We start from the raw sequence: 17,333 nt of genomic DNA, 5'->3' as shown, positions 1-17,333 counted from the left end.
ACTCCTGTGAAGTGCGCGCCGGGCTGGGCCATCCGGCGCATCCGTCACGACCTGTTTCGGCAGATTGGGCCGTCCGGGTTGACACTTGAGCCGAAAGACCGCATCCGGCGTCGCCGTTCTCCCCAATCACGAAATGGCACGCAGATCGCATTAGTGTGGGACATCCCAATAATATACTGACATTTTGTCACCCTGCTGTCCGCCCCTTTCGCCGTAAGTTACGGCATATCGGGCGGTTGCTTCGGCAGGTCCGGCTCTGACGTTCCGTGTGCCCGCTGCCGTGACGGTGGCAGCGGCTTCCGATTTTCTGGGGTTCAAACGATGGCCGCCGAAACGCTCGAGTTCAAAGCCGAACTGAAGCAGCTCCTGCACCTCATCACGCACTCGCTCTACTCGGACCGCGAGATCTTCCTCCGCGAGCTGATCTCCAACGCCTCGGACGCCATCAACAAGGTGCGGTTCGACGCGCTGGCCAACGCCGACAAGCTCGAAGGCAACACCGACTGGAAGATCAAACTCACCCCCAACGCCGAAGCGAAAACGCTGACCATCTCCGACAACGGGATCGGGATGACGCGCGAGGAGGTGATCGCCAACCTCGGCACGGTCGCCCAGTCGGGCACGAAGGCGTTCCTGGAGGCCGCGAAGCAGGCCGGCAAGTCCGGCGAAGCGCCGGGGCTGATCGGGCAGTTCGGCGTCGGCTTCTACTCCGCGTTCATGGTCGCCGACAAGGTGACGGTGGTCACCCGCGGCCCGGGCTCACCGGCTGATGGCACCCGGTGGGAGTCCGACGGGCAGGGCGCGTACACGCTTGAGGCGGCCGAGAAGCCGGCCCGCGGGACGGACGTGATCCTGCACCTCAAGGACGACGCGAAGGACTTCCTCGATCAGTGGCGGCTCCGCTCGCTGGTGCGGAAGTTCTCGGACTTCCTCGAGCACCCCGTCACGATGGACGTCGAGAAGGAGGTGGGCGAGGGCGAGGAGAAGAAGAAAGAGGTCACCGAGGAGACGCTCAACTCGCGCAAGGCGATCTGGCTCCGCTCCAAGAGCGAGGTGAAGCCGGAGGAGTACGACGAGTTCTACAAGTCGCTCACGCACGACAGCGACGGCCCCGCGGACATCATCCACTACGCCGCCGAGGGCAAGACCGAGTTCAAGGTGCTGTGCTTCGTCCCGGCCCGCAAGCCGTGGGGGTTCGATTACGAGGAGCCGGTCGCCGGGCTGAAGCTGTACGTGCAGCGCGTGCTCATCATGGACCGGTGCGAGCAACTGCTCCCCACCTACCTGCGGTTCGTGAAGGGCGTGGTGGACTCGGCCGACCTGCCGCTGAACGTGTCGCGCGAGCTGCTGCAGCAGAACCCGCTGCTCGACGTGATCCAGAAGAGCGTGGTCAAGAACGTGCTGGAATCGCTCGGCGGGATGAAGAACATCGAGTTCGACAAGTACCTGGGCTTCTACAAGGCGTTCGGCACAGTCCTGAAGGAGGGGCTGACCCGCGACTGGAGCAACCGCGAGAAGATCGCCGACCTGCTGCTGTTCGAGAGCGCGAACACCGAGGCGGGCAAGTTCACGACGCTGGCCGAATATGTCGGGAAGATGCCCGAGGGCCAGAAGGACATCGCGTACCTGATCGGCGAATCGGCGGAACAGCTCCGGCACTCGCCGTACCTGGAAGCGTTCCGGGCCAAGGGCCAGGACGTGCTGCTGCTCACCGACCCGATCGACGAGTTCGCCATCCCGCAGCTCGGCGAGTACAAGGGCAAGAAACTGGTGGCGGCGGACCGCGGCGAGGCGGCCGGGGGCGGCGACGTGCCGGACGGCGACAAGGAGCGGTTCAAGGCGCTGCTCGGCGCGCTGAAGGAGAAGCTGCCGGACGTGGCGGACGTGCGGCTCACGAACCGGCTCACCGAGAGCGCCGCGTGCCTCGTGGCCGACGCCAACGGGGTGTCGGCGCACATGGAGCGTCTCATGGAGCGGATGGGCCGCGACTCCGGCACCGCGAAGCGCGTCCTGGAACTGAACCCCAACCACGCGACCGTCGAAGCGGTCCGCACGCTGCACGAAAAGGACGCCGCCGACGTGCGGCTCGACCTGTACGCGCGCCTGCTGTACGAGCAGGCGGTGGTGGCGGAAGGGTCGAAGGTGTCGGACCCGGTGGCGTTCGCGAAGCGGGTCAACGACCTGATCGCCCGCGACGCCAAGGCGGGAGCTTAAGGACGCTTGGTTCGGCCCTCCGCGTAGCGCGGGCATCTTGCCCGCTTTCGGTCGGCCGAAGGGCGTTCAACGTGCACTCGTGCGGTGCCGCGCTCGGGATGAGTCCGAGCGCGGCACCCGCACGACTTCGGTTGCCCCGCCTGACAGAACTCCATCCCCGTCGAATTCGAGTCCTTGCACACGTAAGCGCGGGCCGAGACGTGCGGCTCGGAGGCGGGTGCGGATTGTCACCGTATTCAAGACCTTTTCGCGCACGCCGCGTGAATAAGAAGGCGTGCGATCGGGCCTGTGTGGTGTGCCCGTCTGAACCGACCAGGGCCTACTGTTCCGCGGCTCTGTTCGCGCCTCCTCGTGCCGTCGGACGCATTCGGAAAACGATTTTCACCTTGCCCATGCGCGTCCTGGAGGTGCCGGTCAGCATCGGACCTTATTACCGGGCGAGAGTCCGGCTGAGATCTCCGCCCGGCGCGCCGGCTGCATAGTTTGGTCTCGCATCACTCGTGCCGTCGCCCTGAGCTTTTGGAGGGAAGATGTCCGAACCGACGCGCGAAGAAGTGGACCGGCTGTCCGGCCCGGTGGTACTGGAGTTCGGGGCCGACTGGTGCCCGCACTGTCAGGGGATTCAGCCGGCGATGGCCGATCTGCGGGCGCAGCACCCGCAGGTGCGGCACATCGGGATCGAGGACGGGAAGGGCAAGCCGCTCGGCCGCTCGTTCCGCGTGAAGTTGTGGCCGACGCTGGTGTTCATGCGCGACGGCCGGGTGGTTAGCCAGGTGTCGCGCCCCTCGCGCGAAGAGATCGTGAACGGGTTCGCCGAACTTGCCGCGCAGCCAACGGGGTGAGGTGCGGGATTCTGCCGGCGCCCTGTTTTGGTCTCGACTCACGGCGCGGGTGGGGTACGATGATCATTCCACGCCTCTCTCCGCTTGTCGTTCCCACCCCCGCACTCAAGCTCCAATAGCGTATGCGCGCCGAAACGAAGCTGATTGTGCGAGCGGCGGCGCTCGCGCTCGTCGCGCTGGCTCCGGCGGTCGGGCGCGCCGACGAGGGCACCGACTTCTTCGAGAAGAAGGTGCGCCCGGTGCTCGCGGAGCACTGCTACTCGTGCCACTCGCTCGGTGCGAAGAAGGACAAGGGCGGGCTCCGGCTCGACACCCCGGACGCCATCCGCAAGGGCGGCGATTCCGGCCCGGCCGTCAAGCCGAAGGACGAAGACAGCCTCCTTCTGAAATCGATCGACCACGCCCCCGACGCGCCAGCGATGCCCCCGAAGGGGAAGTTGCCGGCAGCCGCAATCCGCGATCTGCACGCGTGGGTTAAGATGGGCGCCCCGCTCCCGGCCGCGACCAAGCCGGCCGCGATCGGTGAAGACCCCCGGAAGTTCTGGTCGTTTGTACCGGTCGCCGAACGCGCCGCGCCGGCGGTGAACGATCCGAAGTGGCCGACGCGAAAGTCTGACTTTTTTGTCCTTCAGAAACTCGACGAGAAGCGTCTCAAGCCGGCCCCGCTCGCGGACCGCCGGACCCTGATCCGCCGCGCGTACCTCGACCTGATCGGGCTCCCGCCGACCTTCGAGCAGGTGGAAGCGTTCGCCGCGGACGACCGGCCCGACGCCTACGAAAAGTTGGTGGACGAACTGCTCGCGTCCCCCCGGTTCGGTGAGAAGTGGGCGCGCCACTGGTTCGACGTGGCCCGGTACGCCGAGGACAACCCTACCGGCGAGTCGACGTGCCGCCCGCCGCGGTTCCCGCACCGGTACCGCGACTGGGTGATCGCGGCGTTCAACACCGACGTTCCGTTCGACCGGTTCGTCCGGCTCCAACTGGCGGCCGACCGGCTCGCCGACACGACGCCCGAAGATTTCGCGGCGCTCGGCTACCTCGGGCTGTCGCCGGTGTATCACAAGGAGCCGAAGCTCTCGAAGGCGGTGATCTCCGAGATCGTGGCCGACGAGTGGGACGAGCGGGTGGACGCGATCACCCGCGGGCTCCTGGGGCTCACCGTGGCGTGTGCGCGGTGCCACGACCACAAGTTCGACCCGGTCAGCACGAAGGACTATTACGCCTTGGCCGGGGTGCTGGCGAACACGCAACTGGCGGAGCGGCCGCTGAAGCCCGACGCGGGCGCGGCCCAGGAGGCGCTCACCACCGTCCGGCTTGCCCGGCTCGATGTCGATATGCGGCTCGGGTACGCGCGCGAGTTGCGCGGCACCGCCGTGAAGGAAAAGAGGGACACCGCCCCGTTCGACAAGCAGATCAAGGAATTGCAACCGCGGCTGGCCGAACTCCAGAAGCGCGAGAAGGCGCTGGAGGGGGGAGCGATCGCGAACGTGGTGCGGGACGCCGGGACGTGGGTCAACGGCGACGACCCCGACTGGACGGTGATCGACTACCGCACGAGCCAGTTCCGCGACCTGCCGGTGTTCGTCCGCGGCAACCCGGCGCGGCCGGGAGACATCGTTCCCCGGCGGTTCCTGGAAGTGCTGTCCGCGGGCGCGCCGAAGCCGTTCAAGGACGGCAGCGGCCGGCGCGAGCTGGCCGACGCGATTGTGACGGACGCCGCCGGGCTGTCGGCCCGGGTGTACGTGAACCGCGTGTGGGGCTGGGTGTTCGGCCGCCCGCTGGTCGCCACCCCGAGCAACTTCGGCGCGCTCGGCGAGCGCCCGACGCACCCGGAGCTCCTCGACGACCTGGCCGCCCGGTTCCTCGCGAACAAGGGGTCGGTGAAGTGGCTCGTGCGCGAGCTGGTGACATCCGCCGCGTACTGCCAGGCGAGTCGGCACGACGAGCGTGCCGCGGCGGTTGATCCCGATGACCGGTGGCTGTGGCGCGCCCCGCGCAAGCGGCTCGAACTCGAAGCGTGGCGCGACTCCATCCTCCAGGTCAGCGGGCAGCTTTCGCTCGCCGGCGGCGGCCCGTCGGACAACCTCGACGACCTCCGGAGCGTGCGGCGCACCGTGTTCGGTCGGGTGAGTCGCGAGCGCCCGAGTGACGTTCACCGTCTATTCGACCTGCCGGACCCGAAGACGCACGGCGAGAAGCGCGAGGCCACGACCACGCCGGTCCAGCAGCTCTACTTCCTGAACAGCCCGTTCGTGCGCCAGGCCGCGAAGCAGTTGGCGAAAGCGGCGGACGGGAAGCCGGCCGACGAGGGCGTGCGGGCGCTGTTCCGGAAGGTGCTCTTGCGCGACCCGAACCCCGACGAATTGGGCACCGCGCGCGGGCTGATCCGCCCGGCTCGCGAGGGCGACGCCCCCGCGTGGGCGTTGCTCGCGCAGGCCCTCCTGGCGAGCAACGAGTTCCTGTATTTGAACTGAGCGCGGGCCGCGGCTGCCAACGGTAAAGGTGGTTCACGAGGCATAAGGGCGGAAGAGTTTTTGACAGGATCAACAGGATAGACAGGATTTTAAAGATATCAGGCGAATTTATTAACATTTGTATGTTCAATAATGTTTCATTCTGTTGATCTTGTCAGAAAATGCTTCGCGTAACAGCCCGCCCCGCCTGCGAAATCTGTTGCCCCCGGGAACTGACACACCGCGATACGCGACCGGTGCGGATCGAGAAGCGCGAGGCGAATCATGACCTTCCCCGACCCCGCCGACACGTTCGCCCCGACCCGGCGCCGGTTCCTCCGCGAACTCGGCGGCAGCGTCGGGCTGCTCGGGCTGTCGAGCTACCTCCGGGCCGACGGGCTCGCGGGGCCCACGCTGGGCAAGACACATCACGCGCCGAAGGCGAAGCGGGTCATCTTCCTGTTCATGGCCGGGGGGCCGAGCCACCTCGACATGTTCGACCCGAAGCCGGTGCTGGACACGTTCGCCGGGAAGCGCCCGCCCGCGGCCGACCTCCGGACCGAGCGCGTCACCGGCGGGCTGATGCCGTCGCCGTTCAAGTTCCGGCCCGGCGGGCGGTCCGGGCTGCCGGTCAGCGACCTGCTGCCGAACGTCCGCGCGTGCGCCGACGAGCTGTGCGTGCTGCGCGCGGTCCACGGCACCAACCCGAACCACTCCCCGGCCGCGAACTTCCTCGCCACCGGCCGGATCGACGCGGTTCACCCCGGCGTCGGGGCCTGGGTTTCGTACGGCCTGGGCTCCGAGAACGCGGACCTGCCCGGGTTCGTGTCGCTCGGCTCCGGGTTCGGCCAGACCGGGTTCGAGCGCAGCGGGTACCTCCCGGGGCAGTTCCAAGCGACCCGCGTGTCCGCCGCCGAGAACGACCCCGAGAAGATGATCCGGCACCTGCGCAACCCGGCCGTCGGGCTCGAGGACCAGAAGCGGCAACTGGACGCGCTCCAGGCGCTCAACCGCGGGCACGCGGAGGCGAACGGCCACGACCCGCAACTGGAGGCCCGGGTGCGGGCGCTGGAGACGGCGTTTCGGATGCAGTCCGCCGCGGGCGAGGCGTTCGACGTGCGCCGCGAGTCCGCCCGGGTGCGCGAGTCCTACGGCACCGGCGAGTTCGCCCGCGGGTGTCTCCTGGCTCGGCGGCTGGTGGAGCGCGGCGTTCGGTTCGTTCAACTGTCCCTCGGCGGCTGGGACCATCACGGCAACATTAACGCCGAACTGAAGAAGAAGTGCGCGGAGATCGATCGGCCGATCGCCGCGCTGCTCAAGGACCTGCGGCAGCGCGGGCTGCTCGACGACACGCTGGTGATCTGGGGCGGCGAGTTCGGCCGCACCCCGGTGTCCGAGAACGGCGACGGCCGCGACCACAATCACTACGGGTTCACCGTGTGGATGGCGGGCGGCGGGGTGAAGAGCGGGTTCGCCTACGGCTCGACCGACGAGTTCGGGTTCAAGGCCGCGGACGGCCGCGTCTCGGTTCACGACCTGCACGCCACCGTCCTGCACCTGCTCGGGTTGGACCACGAGAAGCTCACGTACCGGTACAGCGGGCGGGACTTCCGCCTTACCGACGTTCACGGCCGCGTCGTGAACGAAATCCTGGCGTGACCCGCCGCCCGCGGGCGGTCACTCCGGGGCGTAGACCGTGCGCCCGCCGTCCACCGGCAGGCTCACGCCAGTCACAAAGTCGTTATCGACGAACGAGAGCACCGCCTGTGCGACGTTTTCGGGTTTGCCCTCGCGCTTCACGAGTGTCGCGTTGATCGCCTGTCGTTTCTCCTCTTCCGGCAGGTCCGGCGGTAGCATCACCGGACCCGGGAGAACCGCGTTCACCCGCACGTTCGGGTTGCGGAGTGCGAGTTCGACCGCCAGGCACCGGGTGGTCGCGGTCACCGCCCCCTTGCTCGGGAAGTACGCCGCGTAGCCCGGGTACGGGCGCACCTCGGCCCAGTCCCCCACGTTGACGATCAACCCGCCCTCGGGCTGCTTCACCATCGCCAGCCCCACCCGCTGGCACATGAGGAACGTGCCCAGCGCGTTCGCGTCGAAGTGGAACCGCACGTCCGCGGCGGTGACCTCCTCCAGCGGCTTCGGCTCCCACACCGCGGCGCAGTTGACCAGCACGTCGATCCGCCCGAACCGGGCGAGCACCGCGCCGACCAGCGCGCGAACGGCCGTCTCGTCGGTCAGGTCGGCCGGGAACGTGTCCGCCTCGACGCCGTGGGCGCGGAGTCGCGCCGCGGTGCTCGCGGCTTCGGACGCTGAACTACGGTAGTGAACCGCGATCGCGTACCCGCGGCGGGCGAGCGCTTCGGCGACGGCCGCCCCCACCCGCTTCGCCCCACTGCCGGTAACGAGTGCGACCCGATCGGTTGCCATGTGTCGGTTTCCTTCTCTAGTGCCAGTGCGGGCGCCGAGCCAGAGGCGCGGACACACGTCCGTGAACTGAACGGGACACAACCCGCGAGGACCGCACGTATCGCCGAAACGGACCGGGTGTTCGGACCCCGGACCGTTGCACACATCACGCGCGACGTTCTCGGATTCTACCGCCGCTGCACACTGACTTCAGCGACTGCATGTATGCACGGCTCGGGCCGTACCACGACTACTGTTGTGCTCAGCCCCCGAGTGAACTGGAAAGGGGAGTTAAGAAGTCACTGTACCGCTGCTCGCAGTCGGCGCCTTCGCCTGACAAGGGCGGATGCCGGAATGGGTAAACGTGGCCGAAGGGCGCGACCGTCACCTCGCGCCGACCGAACGGCGGTGCTCGTAGCCGCGGTGGCGGCCGAGTTACCTTCGGGTTTGTAGTGGGGCAAATGGAACTAGCGCCGGACGTGGAGTGTCGTCGGACCCGGGTGGCAGGTTGCGGTTAGTCACCCGACTGGGCGGGGCGGCTGACGGCGTGCCCAGTCGGAGTCGTGCTGCTGGTGCCTGAAACTTGTGCCGCTTGCGTAAGTGGCTGGGCAATATCACCGACCTAATTACACAAACTATTTGTATGATAATAATTTTGTTTTTTCTTGCGCCGTTGATTTCGCTGTCGACAATAATATCAGGCGGTATCTGATCTCGTCACGTGGTTGTGACTGCTTCCATGCGGTTCCATAGTTCTTTTCTGCCGAAATAGCCTATCTTGCTTGCCCGCTCTAGTTTTTCAGTCTAGATGGTAATTCATCCGGAACCACAATCGTCTGCGTGGATCGTCGGCCACAAATCGTGTGATGTCGCTGGCTCACTGCGCATGCGCAGAGACGGGCACGACATTTGACTCGCCGCAACGTGACCAGCGTGTGTCACGGAAAATCGAACGTGTCGTTGCGGATCGCAGCGTAGTGGGTTCCGGAACTCGGGCCGCGTTGCGCCCCTTCAGTCGCTGACCGTGCGCTCCGTCTTTCCCTTTGCGTTCCGGCGGCGATGAGCCGGTGCGAACGTTTCCATTCGAGTTGCGAGGTCTCACGTGACGCTGCTGCCCGCTCTCCTCCGCCGCTTCCAGAAACTCCCCGCCCCGGCTGCTGCCGCCCGTGCACAACTGCACCTGGCGCGTCTGGAGGACCGCACGGTCCCCACCACGCTCACCTGGCTCGGTGTGGTGGACGCCAACTGGAACACGCACGGCAACTGGGCCGACGGGTCGGGCAACACGGAAGTGCCGGACTCGGCCGACGACATCCTGGTGTTCACGACCGGCGCCGCCAACCTGAGTAACACCAACGACATTGCCGGGCTGATTATCAACCAGGTCACCTTCACCGGCCAGGGCTACACGATTTCCGGTAACGCGCTCGGCCTGACCTCCGGGCTGATCGACACGACCGCCTCGGGCACGAACACCATCGCACTGTCCCTCACGGGAACCGGGGCGACGCTGACGAAATCCGGCGCGGGGACGTTGATCCTCTCCGGGACGAACGCGTTTACCGGCGCTACCACCGTGTCCTCCGGCACGCTGCAACTCGCCGGCGGCGCGGCCCTGGCGGACACGAGCGCCGTGACCGTCGGTGCCGGCGCGACCCTGGCGCTGAGCGCGAGCGAGACCATCGGCTCCCTGGCCGGGGCCGGGAACGTAACGTTGAGCACGTTCACTCTGACCGCCGGGAGCAACAACACCAGTACCACGTTCAGCGGGGCCGTCAGCGACACGGGCGGGCTGGTCAAAACCGGCACCGGCACCCTGACCCTGTCGGGCACTAACACTTACAGCGGTACCACCACCGTTTCCGGCGGCAAACTCGCCGTGAACGCGCTCGGCGCCACCTCGCTGCTCACACTCGACGGCGGGACGCTCTCGGCAGTCGCCACGGCCCTGAGCACCTCCGTCGCGGTGTCGGTCGGCAGCGGCGGCGCCACCGTCGACCTGTCGAACGGGTCTATTACCCTCAACGGCACCCTGACGGGGTCCGCCGGGCTGACCGTGAACAGCACCATTTCCGGCAACGTGCTCTCGATCCCCGTGGCCAACGGCGGCACCTACAGCGGCACCGTGACGCTGAACAACGGCATCTTGCAGTTCGGGGACGACGCGGCATTCGGTTCGGGCACACTGGCGATCAACGGCGGGAAGGTTCGGGCCGCGGGCGGGACCGCGCGGACGATTGCGAACGCACTCTCGCTCGGCGGCATGTTTACGATGTCGGGGGCGGCCGCTCTGACGTTCACCGGTGCGGTGGACCTCACGGGCGGCACCCGCACCGTCAACGACAGCATCACTGCGGACCTCACGTTTTCGGGTCCGGTGAGCAACGGCAACCTGACGGTCTCGAACCAGGGCACCGGAGCGGTCGTGCTGGGCGGCACGAACACCTACGGCACCACCACCGTGTCGGCCGGGACGCTGAGCGTGGCCGACGACACCAACCTCGGCACCGGCGCGGTCACCCTGGCTGCCGGCACCACGTTGGCGGTCACTGGCGCCACCACGCTCGACAACGACATCGCCCTGACCGGCGCCGCCACCGTCAGCAACACAACTGCCGTCACCCTGTCCGGCGTGATCTCCGGCACGGGCAACTTGGCCAAGACCGGGACCGGCACGCTCACCCTGTCGGGCGCCAACACCTACACCGGCACCTCGTCTTTCGCGGGTGGCACGGTCAACATCAGTGCCGACAGCAACCTGGGCAGCGGGGATGTTATACTAGGTACTAATGGATTTCTGAGCATTAACCAGACGGCAATCGTCGACAACAACATCATCCTCAACGCCGCGCCGGCAGTCATCAATGTGGCCAGCGGGGTCACCGCGACCTTGACCGGGGTGATCAGCGAGACCGGCGGCAGCCGTGGGCTAAACAAGTCGGGCTCGGGCACGCTGGTGGTCGGCAGCAACGCCACCTACACCGGGGCCACCACGCTGAACGGCGGCACGTTCGAACTGGCGGCCACCACTACCCTGGCCACCTCGGGCGTCACCCTGAACAACAGCTCGCCCACCCTGAGGCTCACCGGCGCCGGCACCTTCGCAACGGCCGTTGTCGTGCGCGGCACGGGCACCAACAGCATTAGTGTGGCCGATGTCGTTACCCTGTCGGGCCTGGTGTCGCTGGACAGTAGCGTCGCCGCTAACCGCACGGTCGTTAAGGCCGGCATCGGCACGCTGACGCTCTCGAACAGCGGCAACGCCGCGGCGGGTGTGGTCGTTTCGGGACCCAACACCTACACGCTCGGCCTGACGATTTCCGGGGGGACGGTGTCAGTCGCCGACGATGCCAATCTGGTCGCCGGTACGCTGACCCTTAACGGCGGCGGCCTCTCCGTCACCGGCGCCACCACGATCGACAACGACATCGCGCTGAGCGTCCCCGCGACCGTCGACAACGCGCTGGCGGTGACCGCCTCGGGTGTCGTGTCCGGCACCGGCGGCCTCACCAAGACCGGGGCCGGCACCCTCACCCTGTCCGGCACCAATACGTACACCGGTGCCACGACGGTGTCCGCCGGTACGCTCACGCTGTCGGGCGGGTCGGCGGTGGGCGACACCAGTGCCGTGAGCGTGGGCGCCGGTGCGACTCTCGACCTGGGGGCGAGCGAGACCGTCGGGTCGCTGGCCGGGGCCGGTGATGTGACGCTGGGCACGTTCACACTGACCGCCGGCGGGGACAACACCAGCACCACGTTCAGCGGGGCGATGAGCGGCACGGGTGCCCTGACCAAGCAGGGCACTGGCACCCTCACCCTGTCCGGAGCCAACACGTACACCGGTGCCACCACGGTGTCCGCCGGCACGCTCACGCTCGCGAGCAATGCTGCGATCGCGGACACGAGCGCGGTCACCGTCTCCGCCGGGGCCACCCTCGCGCTGAGCGCCGACGAGGCCATCGGGTCCCTGGCCGGGGCCGGGAACGTGACCCTCGGCGTGGCCTTCCTGACGGCGGGTGGGGATAACACCAGCACCACGTTCTCCGGTGTGATTAGCGGCACGGGAGCTCTGACCAAGGACGGCACCGGGACCCTGACCCTGTCGGGCGCCAACACCTACACCGGCGCCACCACGGTCGGCGCTGGCACCCTCTCGCTGACGGGCGGCCTGTCGATCGCGGACACGAGCGCGGTCACCGTCGCTGCCGGTGCCACCCTCGCTCCGACGTCCAACGAGAGCATCGGGTCACTGGCGGGCGCCGGGAGTGTGACGCTGGCGATGCAGCTCACGGCCGGCGGGGACAACACCAGCACCACCTTCAGTGGCGTCCTCTCCGGATCCGGATTGCTTGCGAAGGCGGGCACCGGCACCCTGACCCTGTCCGGCAACAACACGCTAACCGGGACATTCTTCCTCAACGCCGGCACGCTGAGCGTGGGCGCCGACGCGAACCTGGGGGCCGGCGCGGTGCTGCTGTTCGCCGGCTCCACGCTGGCGGTCACCGGCGCGACCACGATCGATAACTCGGTCGTGCTGAACGGGGCCGCCACGATCAGCAGTTCGGCCGCTGTCACCCTTTCGTCTCCGGTCAGCGGCACCGGTGGTCTCACCAAGGCCGGGGCCGGAACGCTGACCCTGTCGGCGACCAACACGTACACCGGGTCCACCACGGTGAGCGCCGGCGTGCTGAGCGTCACCGGGAGCATCACCACCAGCTCTGGCGTGCAGGTGAGTAACGGCGGCACGCTGGGCGGGACCGGGACGGTTCCGGCGGTGACGGCGGCCGCGGGCGGGACCGTTGCGCCGGGCACCTCCCCGGGCACGCTCACCACGGGCAACCTGGCGCTGCCCGCCGGGAGCACCTTCAGCGCGGAGATCAACGGCGCGACGGCGGGCGTCGGGTACGACCAGGCGGCCGTCGCCGGCACGGTGGACGTGACCGGCGCGACCCTGACCGTGGTGCTCGGCTTCGCCCCCGTCGCGGGCACCGACTTCACTCTGATCGCCAACGACGGCAGTGACGCGGTGGTCGGGACGTTCGCCGGGCTGGCCGAGGGCGCGAGCTTCACCGCCGGCGGGGTCACCTTCACGATCAGCTACGTCGGCGGCGATGGGAACGACGTGGTGGTCAGCACGCTGCCACCGACCGTTTCCATCAGCAGCGTGACGGCGGCCGAAGGGAACACGGGCGTGACCGGCTTCACCTTCGCCGTGACTCTGTCGGCGCCGAGCAGCCAGACGATCACGGTGGACTACACGACGGCCGGGGGCACGGCGACGGCGGGCACGGACTTCACGGCGGCCACGGGTACGCTCACGTTCGCCCCGGGCGAGACCTCGAAGACCATCACCGTGTCGGTACTCGGGGACACCACGGTCGAGCCCGACGAGACCTTCACGGTGGTGCTCTCGAACCTCGTCTACCCGACGATCGCGGATGTCACCGGCACCGGCACGATCACCAACGACGACACGGCCAGCACACCGGTGGTCAGCATCGGCACGGGCGGCGGGACGCCCGGCACGGTGCGGCCGATCGACCCGACGACCGGCGCGCCCGGGACGCCGATCACCGCGTTCGCCGGGTTCGGCGGCGAAATCCGGGTGGCGTCCGGGGACGTGAACGGGGACGGCCTGGCGGACACGATCACCGGGGCGGGCGCGGGCGCCGCAGGCGGGCACGTGAAGGTGTTCGCCGCCGACGGGTCGCTGCTGTACAGCTTCCTGGCGTTCAGCGGGTTCTCGGGCGGCGTGTTCGTGTCGACGGGTGACGTGAACGGCGACGGGTTCGAGGACATCGTGGTGTCGGCGGACGCCGGCGCGGCGCCGCACGTGAAGGTGTTCAGCGGGAAGGACGGTGCGCAGATTCAGAGCTTCTTCGCGTACGACGCCGGGTTCCGTGGCGGGGTGCGGGTGTCGACGGGCGACGTGAACGGCGACGGGTTCGACGACATCATCACCGGTTCCGGTCCAGGCACCGCCGCACACGTGAAGGTATTCAGCGGGCGGGACGGGGCGCTGCTCCAGAGCTTCGCGCCGTACGGCGCGCACGCGGGTGGGGTGTACGTGGCATCGGGTGACGTGAACGGTGACGGGTTCGACGACATCGTCACCGGTTCCGGTCCGGGCACCGCGGCGCACGTGAAAGTGTTTAGCGGGCGAGACGGGGCGCTGCTCCAGAGCTTCTTCGCGTACGACGCCGGGTTCCGCGGTGGCGTCCGGGTGGGCACCGGGACGGTGAACGGTCGGACGGCGGTGCTCACCGGGGCCGGTCCCGGGGCCGGGCCGCACGTGAAGGCGTTCGTGGACGGCGTGCCGGCTCTGAGCCTGTTGGTGGGCGACGCCTCGTTCACCGGCGGCGTGTACGTCGGGTGACGGTCCCGGCGGCCGGCGCCGAGACGTCGGCCGGGGGCCGGGTCGCGTCGAGGTACGCCTGTCGCACCCGGTCCAGCACGACGCCGTGTTCGGTCACCCGGTCGACGACCACCGGTCCGGCGAACGAGTACCAGACCGAGAACGCGAGCGGCCCCAGGGCGCTCGCGAACACCGCGGTAAGCAGCAGCGCGGTCGCGAGCCCCACGTCCTCCGTCCCCATTACCCGGCGGGTTTCCAGCACCGCCCACACCCACAACGCGGCGAGTCCCAAAGACGCCGCGAGTCCGACCCAGACGAACCGGTCCCGGAACCGCCGGTGCCGCGCGCAGGTGGTCACGACGACCCGCGTTTTCGGCCATTCACGTGGCGGTTGTGGTGGGGGCGCTTCCGCACGGGGGCGGGTGGCCCAGCGAGCGGCCGCGCCGATCCCCGCGACCAGCGACTTGAGCAAATCCCACAGCACCAGCGGCAGCATCAGAACGGCGATGGCGGCGGAAACCGGGTCGTCTCCCGTGGGCACCGGCATCGGATCGGCTCCGCCTCCGGAACTTCTGACCTTTTCCGTGGGGCTGTTGATCTCGTCCCATTCCACCGTGGAAGTGGCTGGCGCCCCGCAATACATGCAGACCATCGGCGGCGGACCCGATTGCGCTTGGGGGATCGTGAGTTCGGGCATTGGTTCACTGCTCGAAGAGGTTCACAAGAGTATCGGCCGGACGCAGCGGTGAAAAAGAGGAAGCCGGCGTTCGTAAACGCCGGCTTTCGTTGATAGGTGTATGGAAGTGCAGGGTGGTGTGTGGTACGGGCCGGGGGAACTGGCCCGAACTGGTGTTCGACATGAGACAATAAAGCAGATGCCGTGCCGAACTGTCCATTTTGCATCTGGCAGGGCGGAATCTTGGTATTCACTGCTATTCGGGCGGTCGCCGGGCAAGTTGGTTTCCGGTTTGTAACCTTTTCCTCCCATATATCGGTCAGAATTGCTGTCAGGATCTCGTAACTTCAAGACGCCGGCTTTGGGGGCGGTTGGGCAGGTCCGCTTGGTGCGCGAAAGTGCGCAGCCTGATACCGAAGGGAATCACTTCCTATCTGGCCGGCAAGTGCCTTTGCCGGACGGGACTACTGTCGCCCGGCAAAGGCACGAAACGTCGTGCGATTCGTACACTCAACGGCGCGGAAGGTGATCTGCCCGGCGATTCGCTGTCGGCGGCGGCAAAGGGGGGGCGTGGCCGCAGTTCCCAATGCCTGCGGCCCGAGGTTGCGAATTAACTAAACTCGAAATATATTGAATATATAATAATTTATATTAGTGTGTTATATTGTATTATTTTGATTTCATGTATTTGTTAAATATTTTACCATCAAGATCGAATGTCTTGTGGTTCCAAAGGTCGCAATTGTGCAGGTGCTGCCGTGCGTACCGCGCCGGCTCGATCCGGCTCTGGGTGCGTCCAGATAATCGCGCCAGGATCGCATTTCTCGTTCCATCTTGGGCCGCGCGGGTGCGCGGTCGCCCGTTCGCGATGACCGAACGGGTACGACTTACGGTGTCGACGGTGCGCCGGGTAACCCTCGCGTTGGCACTTGAGTAAGCGGAGCCGGTCCGGTCGCGGGAGCATCGTTATGCCCGGCCGGTAGGGCGCGGTTGGTTGCGCTCTCACGTTGCCCCCGTTGTCCAGGCACCCAAAAGGGCCAAGTGTGGGCGAACCGGTGCCGGCTATCTGTGTAACCACCGCTGTCCCGCCTCTTCCCTGCGAGATTGCTCGCGCGTCAACTAGTTAATGCTGGCCCAGACTGTTTGAGCTAGCAATGAAGTCAGACCGGATCTGAGTTGGTATTCGATTGCACCGTCTTTTTGGTGGTGTCCTGTTCGTCTTGCATGCGGCTGCTGATGTGTGGTAGGGAGTTACGCCGTTGGCGTGGTGTTTTCCCTCGCGCGCGTCGAGATCGGTGATGGACGACCTGAGTCGGTTCTGTTGCCGGAACGCGGGCTGTCCGGACCACGGGAAGTGGGACCACGGGAACCTGACGGTACCGACCGGTACGGACCGAACCGTACTCGGGTGCTGCGGTGCTCCACGTGCAAGGCCCGGTTCTCCGAGCGCAAGGGCACGCCCCTGTACGGCATCCGGTTATCCGCCGACACGGTGGTGTCGGTGTTGGCCCACGTGGCCGAGGGCGCCGGTACGCGCAAGACCGCTCGGTTGGTCGGAGTACACCGGGACACGGTCACCCGATATCTCCGTCAGGCCGGCGAGCACGCCCAGCCGTTCCACGATGAGTTGGTGGCCCTTTCCCCTTCGAACGAATTCCAACTCGATGAGAAGTGGAGCTTCGTGGCCCGCAAGGAGAAGAACGGCGGGCCGGACGAGCGGCGCCGCGGGGACTGCGGGGACCACGTGGCCCTGGACCCGGAGCACCGACTGGTGGTGGGCAAGCGAACCGAGGACGCGACCCACGCGCTGGTGCGGGCGCGCATCGGCGGACCGGCAGGCGGGTCCTGCGGCTCATCACCACGGACGAGTACCCGGTGTACGAATCGGCCATCCGCGCGGCGTACGGCCCGTTGGTCACCCCACCACGGACCGGGCGCCCGGGGCGCACGCGGAAGGCTCGGGTGGTGCTACCGGCGGCACTCGCGTACGCGACCGTGCACAAGGCGCGTGAGAACAACCGGGTGGTGTCGGTGAGCACTCGGGTGGTGTTCGGGACCGGGGCCGCAGTGGCCGCCGCGCTGCTCGGCGGTGAGCACGGTTGTGAACGCGTGCTTCGTGGAGCGGTACAACGGGATCAATCGGAACCGGTGCCGCCGCGAGGTGCGGAAGAGCTACGGGTTCTCGAAGGACTGGGAGGCGCACCCACCGGGCGGCCACCGCGTTCAGTTACTTCAGCGACAACTTCTGTTGGCCCGTCCGCACCCTGCGCGTGAAAGGCGATGACGGCCGCTATCGGCACAAACCCCGGCGATGGCCGCCGGGCTCACCGATCACGTATGTTCACTCGCTGAATGGTTGGCTTATCCCGCCGTGCAACGTGTGT

Annotated in this window: 7 protein-coding genes; 5 read left to right on the top strand and 2 right to left on the bottom strand. The window is 67.3% G+C overall.

Going from position 1 to position 17,333, the window contains the following annotated elements:
* Positions 1 to 321: 321 nt before the first annotated feature.
* The 4 genes from htpG (at position 322) to GobsT_RS30485 (ending at position 7,168) form a co-directional block, all read left to right on the top strand.
* Positions 322 to 2,214 (top strand): molecular chaperone HtpG, encoded by a 1,893-nt coding sequence (gene htpG, locus GobsT_RS30500; protein ID WP_010051128.1) that lies wholly within the window; start codon positions 322 to 324, stop codon positions 2,212 to 2,214.
* Positions 2,215 to 2,744: 530 nt separating this feature from the next.
* Entirely contained in the window at positions 2,745 to 3,056 is a 312-nt protein-coding gene (locus GobsT_RS30495) for a thioredoxin family protein (RefSeq protein ID WP_010046113.1), read from the top strand.
* A gap of 122 nt (positions 3,057 to 3,178) precedes the next feature.
* Positions 3,179 to 5,530: a PSD1 and planctomycete cytochrome C domain-containing protein gene (locus tag GobsT_RS30490; RefSeq protein WP_010046116.1), complete on the top strand. Its 2,352-nt coding sequence runs from the start codon at positions 3,179 to 3,181 to the stop codon at positions 5,528 to 5,530.
* A gap of 264 nt (positions 5,531 to 5,794) precedes the next feature.
* A complete protein-coding gene (locus GobsT_RS30485; RefSeq protein ID WP_010046117.1) occupies positions 5,795 to 7,168 on the top strand; it encodes a DUF1501 domain-containing protein in 1,374 nt (457 codons plus the stop codon).
* Positions 7,169 to 7,186: 18 nt separating this feature from the next.
* On the opposite strand, the gene GobsT_RS30480 is transcribed toward GobsT_RS30485, so the two are convergent.
* Entirely contained in the window at positions 7,187 to 7,939 is a 753-nt protein-coding gene (locus GobsT_RS30480; protein WP_010046119.1) for an SDR family NAD(P)-dependent oxidoreductase, read from the bottom strand.
* A 1,081-nt stretch (positions 7,940 to 9,020) separates the two neighbouring features.
* On the opposite strand from GobsT_RS30480, the gene GobsT_RS30475 reads away from it, so the two are divergent.
* Entirely contained in the window at positions 9,021 to 14,294 is a 5,274-nt protein-coding gene (locus GobsT_RS30475) for a beta strand repeat-containing protein (protein WP_010046120.1), read from the top strand.
* Here the strand turns inward: GobsT_RS30475 and GobsT_RS30470 are convergent.
* Positions 14,269 to 14,820, bottom strand: coding sequence for a hypothetical protein (locus GobsT_RS30470; protein WP_010046121.1), 552 nt, complete (start codon positions 14,818 to 14,820; stop codon positions 14,269 to 14,271). The two genes, GobsT_RS30475 and GobsT_RS30470, sit on opposite strands and share 26 nt — an antisense overlap.
* Positions 14,821 to 17,333: the final 2,513 nt, after the last annotated feature.

The sequence above is a fragment of the Gemmata obscuriglobus genome, assembly GCF_008065095.1.
In the GTDB taxonomy this organism is placed as follows: domain Bacteria; phylum Planctomycetota; class Planctomycetia; order Gemmatales; family Gemmataceae; genus Gemmata; species Gemmata obscuriglobus.
This window is presented reverse-complemented; position numbering and strand designations above follow the sequence as displayed.

Bases quoted from the DNA above. Each gene is read 5' to 3' on its own strand.
- GobsT_RS30485 (WP_010046117.1), top strand. From the start codon at position 5,795: ATGACCTTCCCCGACCCCGCCGACACGTTCGCCCCGACCCGGCGCCGG.
- GobsT_RS30470 (WP_010046121.1), bottom strand. From the start codon at position 14,820: ATGCCGGTGCCCACGGGAGACGACCCGGTTTCCGCCGCCATCGCCGTT.
- GobsT_RS30480 (WP_010046119.1), bottom strand. From the start codon at position 7,939: ATGGCAACCGATCGGGTCGCACTCGTTACCGGCAGTGGGGCGAAGCGG.
- GobsT_RS30490 (WP_010046116.1), top strand. From the start codon at position 3,179: ATGCGCGCCGAAACGAAGCTGATTGTGCGAGCGGCGGCGCTCGCGCTC.
- GobsT_RS30495 (WP_010046113.1), top strand. From the start codon at position 2,745: ATGTCCGAACCGACGCGCGAAGAAGTGGACCGGCTGTCCGGCCCGGTG.
- htpG (WP_010051128.1), top strand. From the start codon at position 322: ATGGCCGCCGAAACGCTCGAGTTCAAAGCCGAACTGAAGCAGCTCCTG.